Below are 4,641 nucleotides of genomic sequence, written 5' to 3'. Positions count from 1 at the left end.
CCCGTGGGGCGTCGACACGGTGACCGGCGAGCCGGTCATGGTCCCGCTCGGTCGCCGGATGCTGATCGCGGGGACCTCCGGGTCGGGCAAGAGCTGGAGCACCCGGGCCCTGCTCGCGGAGGCGTCCGAGGAGCCCAACCACCGCCTGGTCGTCATCGACCCCAAGCGAGTGGAAGGCATCAACTGGGAGCACCGCGCCCGCGTCGCCATCTACGCCGAAGACGTCCTCGGCGTGACGGACGAACTGGTCGCTGAGATGTACGAGCGGCTGGAGGAGATCCCGCGCGGCCGGGACACCATCGAGATCAGCACCCGCCGCCCCCGGATCACGGTCTTCGTGGACGAAGGAGCCGAGGTCATCTCCATGGCGCGCAAGAAGCGCGCCAAGGGCGGCGACGGCGACCCGGGCGACCCGGACTGGTCCCGGATCATGGAGAACCTGTCGACACTCGCCCGCATGGCGCGCGCCGCCGAGATCATCCTGATCTGGGCCACGCAGAAGCCGACCATGGACGCCAAGGGCGGCATCGACCCGCAGATCAGCGCCCAGATCACTTACCGCGCCGCCCTCGCCCTGAGCACGTCCGGCGAGAGCCGCGTCGTGTTCGGCGAGGACGCCACCGAGCGCGGCTGGCACGCCCACGACCTGCCGATGCCCGGCGTGGCCATGCTCCGCTCCGGACCCAAGGCGGCACCGCACCCGATCAGCACCCGGGCGTTCTCCCCGGCCGACGTCATCGCCCTCCCTGACCGCCCGGTCTGGCAGCGGTCGGCCAAGGCGCCGGCGCCTGTCCCGGCCCCGGCGTCCGAGCCGCTGCGTCTGGTGAAGGACGCCGCCCCCGCGGCTGCCGTCCCGCAGGACCTGACCGACAACCAGAAGGCCGTGCTTCAGGCCGCGATCGACGGCACGTCGACCAACGCCGCCATCGCCAAGGCGACCGGCATCAACCCCGGCTCGGTCACCCGCGCGGTCGACGCGCTGGTCAAGCGCGGGCTCCTCGCCAAGGACGGCACGACGATCCGTACGGAGGTCGCCGCATGAGCGCCAACCTCGCCCAGGCCGTGGCCGACGCCCGCGCGGCGGAGACCAACACCGAGCAGATCGCGCAGATCCTCGCCGTGGTCCAGGCCGTACAGGCGGCCACCCCCGCCCCGGCCGCGCACGCCGCCTGCAGCTGCTCGACGCAGAAGGCCAGCGGATCGTCCGCCGGGAAGGTCGCCGCGTGGATCGCGGGCGGTGCCGCCTGCGCCTGCGTCCTGGTCGGCCTGTTCCTCGCGGTCGCCCTGGTCGCCGTCGCCGTGACGGTCGGCGGCTGCGTGTCGTACCTGCTCATCCGCGAGATCCGGAAGGGGAAGTGACCATGCCCAAGCGCAACTACACCGCCGCACCGGCGGTCGCCATGACCGCCGTGTCCATGGTCCTCACCCTGGCCGTGGTCGTGATGTGGCTCGGGGACTCGATGCCGTGGCCCGTCGCCCTGGTCGTCGGACTCGGCATCGACGGCGGCTGGCTCGCGACCCTCGCGTACGACCGGCGCCTGGCCGCTCAGGGTGACCACAACACCACGGTCACCGTGGTCGGGTGGGCGTTCGGCGCGGTCGCGACCGGCGTCCTGGTCGCCCACGCGCTCACCGCCGACGGATCCGCCGGCGCATGGCTCGCCGTCGCCTGGCTGCCGATCGCGGCCAAGGCCTTGTGGCTCGTGCACGGTCTCTGGGAGCGGACCGCGCTCACCAAGACCGCCCTCGACCGGATCGCCACGATCCAGCAGGGCGCCCGCGATCAGGCGGCCATCGCCCGCGCCGAACTCCGTGCCGAGGCGGGCACCGAGGAGACCCGCCTCGACGCCGTGACGGGCGCCGGGAAGCGCGTCGCGGAGGCACAGGCCAAGGCGGCCAGGAGGCTCTCCGGCGCCTGGTCGGAGCTGGACGGAGTCCGGCAGGGCGACGGCACCGGTAGGGCTCTGACCTGCGTGACAGAGCGCGTCGCACCCGCGTCACAGGACGCGTCACAGCCCCGCTGGCAGCTCCCCGTCTGGGGCTCCTTCGAAGAACTGGCCGCCATCGAGGCACCCGCCCTGACGGACGACCAGATCGACGCGATCGTCGCGGAGCTCCGGGCCAGCACCAACCCGCCGATGTCGTACAACGCCCTCGCCCTCGCCTTCCGCAGGGCGGGCCACAGCGCCGGGGAGACCCGGCTCCGGGCGGCCTGGAAGCGCGTCACGACGTCTGAGGCGGTGGGCTCGTGATCGCCCTCGCCTACCTCGCCACCGTGGTGGTTGCCCTCGCGGTCCTGGCGGTGGCCCTGCGCCGCCGCCCGGTCCCGGCCCCCGCGCCGGTCCCGCCGGCGCCCGGACCCGACCGACTCCTGACCGACGGCACACCTGAGGTCCGGTTGATCCTCGCGGCCGCCACCCAGCTCGCCGACCTCGCCCACCGGATGGGAGCCGCAGCATGACCCGCCGACCCGCCATCCACGACGCGGCACCGAGCCTGGTCGTCTCGCACGGAGCCGACTTCTTCGGGCAGGACCACCACCTCCGCAAGGAGGTTGCCGCCCTCGCGTCCTGGGTCCAGACCTCCGTGCCGTACAACGACCGGAAGGCCGTGGCCTCACTGGTCGACGCCCTGGAGTTCCCGAAGCCCCGAACCTTCCCTGCTGCCGAAGCCGCGCTCGTCTCCGAGCAGCTGCTCACGGTCTCCCGGACCCGGCACCTCAAGCCGCGGGCGTCGGCCCTCGCCCGCGCCCTGGCCGACGCCGCCGCCCGCGCTGCCGCCGACGGCGAGTCGTGGGAGTGGACGGTCGAAGCCGCGTAACACCGAAGCCCCGCCGGCCTTTTCGGCTGGCGGGGCTTTCTTCGGTCCGTCAAACCCCAACAGCCCCAAGGGCCGTGTCGCGTGCCGGGGGGAACACCGGGCACGAAAGGTGCTTGGATTCTCTCCAGGAAATGCGAAACGGCCAGGGGGCCTAATCCCTGACCGCTTCTGACGTCCACCCGGTCTCCACAACCAAGGGACTCGTCTGTGTCCAGCGTACGGGACGCGTCAGCGTCTGCAACCCCCGAACCTCCGCGTGCCGCCACGCGGAACAGCAGCGGCCCCCGCTGCCACTGCGGCACGCCGATTGCCCATATTCCGGGCAAAGTGCCGCGTGTCTACTGCTCGGACCGCTGCCGGAAGGCCGCGAAGCGCGCAATTCAGCGCGGGATGACGTCCGGCAGCAACCCCGGACAGCTTGGGAAAGAAACAACAGAGTTTCCCGCACCCCGCCGACCTGCGGTTTCTCCGGACGGGGTGGATGGGGAGAGCCCGAGAGGCGACAGCCTCTCGGAAGGGCAGTCGCGAAGCGACGCCGCCCGCTTGCGCAAAGCGGCGCGGTACACCCGGCGCCGGACCCTATGGCGGATCACCGGCGACTCCGCGTGCAAGGGCTGCGGCCGGGCCCTGATGGACCCCGCGTCCGGCGTGATCGTCGCCCAGACCGCTGCCGGAACCTCCGTGGTCCTCGGCCTCATGCGGTGCGGGCGGATCTGGCTCTGCCCGGTCTGCGCCGCCGTGATCCGCCACCGCCGCGCCGAGGAGATCACCCAGGCCGTGGTCACCTGGCTCCAACAGGGCGGGACCGCCTACCTGGTGACCTTCACCGCCCGCCACGCGTACAAGGACGCGCTCGCCGACCTCATGGACGCTCTCCAGGGCACCCGCAAAACCGAGGACACCCCCCGGCGCCCCGGCGCCTACCAGCGGCTCATCACGGGCGGCACGTGGGCCGGACGGAAGGTCAGCGACGGCTGCCGGGCGAAGGACCAGGAGGGCATCCGCGACCGGATCGGCTACCTCGGGATGATCCGCGCGACGGAGGTGACCGTGGGTCAGGCCCACGGCTGGCACCCGCACATCCACGCGATCGTCCTCGTCGGCGGCCGGACCACCGGAGAGAAGGCGGCCAAGAGGATCACGGGCGCCTTCACGCCTGCCGAGGACCGGCTCACCGAGTGGGAAGACCACTGGCGCGCGACCTGGACCCGCACCCTCCAGGGCATCAATCCGAAGTTCCGGCCGACGGACGACTGCGAACGGGCCGACTGCCCGTGCGAGGGCAAGGGCCACGGCGTCGACTTCAAGCGGCTGCACACCGAGCGCGACGCGAACGACCTCGCCGAGTACATCGCCAAGACGCAGGACGGCAAGGCGCCGGCGCTCGAACTCGCCCGCGCCGACCTGAAAACCGCGGGCGGCGAGAACGTCACGCCGTTCGAACTCCTCGGCCGGATCGGAGACCTGACCGGAGGCGTTCCCGAGGACGACGCCCAGGGACAGGGCTCGCTGGAGTGGAACCTGGCGAAGTGGCACGAGTACGAGCGCGCGACCAAGGGCCGCCGCGCGATCGAGTGGACCCGCTACCTGCGCTCGATGCTCGGCATCGACGGCGGCGACACCGACGAAGACAACCTCGACTTGCTCGCGGCGGCCGACGCCGAGGGCGGCGAACTCCGCGCGGGCGTCCGCGTCACCGAGGACGGCTGGCACGCGGTCGCGAGGAAGGCCCTCGACCTGGAGGCGACGCAGGCCGCCGAGGGCACCGACGGCAACACCGACCCGGCCGCCATGGCTGCCCGCGTCCGTGAGGTCCTGGCG

At 72.4% G+C, this 4,641-nt stretch carries 6 protein-coding genes; all 6 read left to right on the top strand.

The window, feature by feature from the left end; translation table 11 throughout:
* The coding region (locus ACNPQM_RS43655; RefSeq protein WP_418088359.1) for an FtsK/SpoIIIE domain-containing protein at positions 1 to 1,042 on the top strand (1,042 nt) is incomplete at its 5' end.
* Positions 1,039 to 1,359, top strand: coding sequence for a hypothetical protein (locus ACNPQM_RS43650; protein ID WP_377541242.1), 321 nt, complete (start codon positions 1,039 to 1,041; stop codon positions 1,357 to 1,359). The genes ACNPQM_RS43655 and ACNPQM_RS43650, both read left to right, overlap by 4 nt.
* A 2-nt stretch (positions 1,360 to 1,361) precedes the next feature.
* Positions 1,362 to 2,252: a protein spdB gene (locus ACNPQM_RS43645; protein WP_377541241.1), complete on the top strand. Its 891-nt coding sequence runs from the start codon at positions 1,362 to 1,364 to the stop codon at positions 2,250 to 2,252.
* On the top strand, positions 2,249 to 2,461 hold the full coding sequence (locus tag ACNPQM_RS43640; protein WP_377541240.1) for a hypothetical protein: 213 nt from the start codon (positions 2,249 to 2,251) through the stop codon (positions 2,459 to 2,461). The genes ACNPQM_RS43645 and ACNPQM_RS43640 overlap by 4 nt, the downstream gene beginning before the upstream one ends.
* On the top strand, positions 2,458 to 2,820 hold the full coding sequence (locus ACNPQM_RS43635) for a hypothetical protein (RefSeq protein ID WP_377541239.1): 363 nt from the start codon (positions 2,458 to 2,460) through the stop codon (positions 2,818 to 2,820). The genes ACNPQM_RS43640 and ACNPQM_RS43635 overlap by 4 nt, the downstream gene beginning before the upstream one ends.
* A gap of 543 nt (positions 2,821 to 3,363) precedes the next feature.
* Positions 3,364 to 4,641: hypothetical protein (locus ACNPQM_RS43630; protein WP_418088358.1), on the top strand; the 1,278-nt coding region annotated here is incomplete at its 3' end.

This window comes from Streptomyces sp. NPDC056231 (assembly GCF_048270745.1).
Taxonomy (GTDB): Bacteria; Actinomycetota; Actinomycetes; order Streptomycetales; family Streptomycetaceae; genus Streptomyces.
This window is presented reverse-complemented; position numbering and strand designations above follow the sequence as displayed.

Coding starts and splice junctions, on each gene's coding strand:
- ACNPQM_RS43645 (WP_377541241.1), top strand. CDS start 1,362: ATGCCCAAGCGCAACTACACCGCCGCACCGGCGGTCGCCATGACCGCC.
- ACNPQM_RS43650 (WP_377541242.1), top strand. CDS start 1,039: ATGAGCGCCAACCTCGCCCAGGCCGTGGCCGACGCCCGCGCGGCGGAG.
- ACNPQM_RS43635 (WP_377541239.1), top strand. CDS start 2,458: ATGACCCGCCGACCCGCCATCCACGACGCGGCACCGAGCCTGGTCGTC.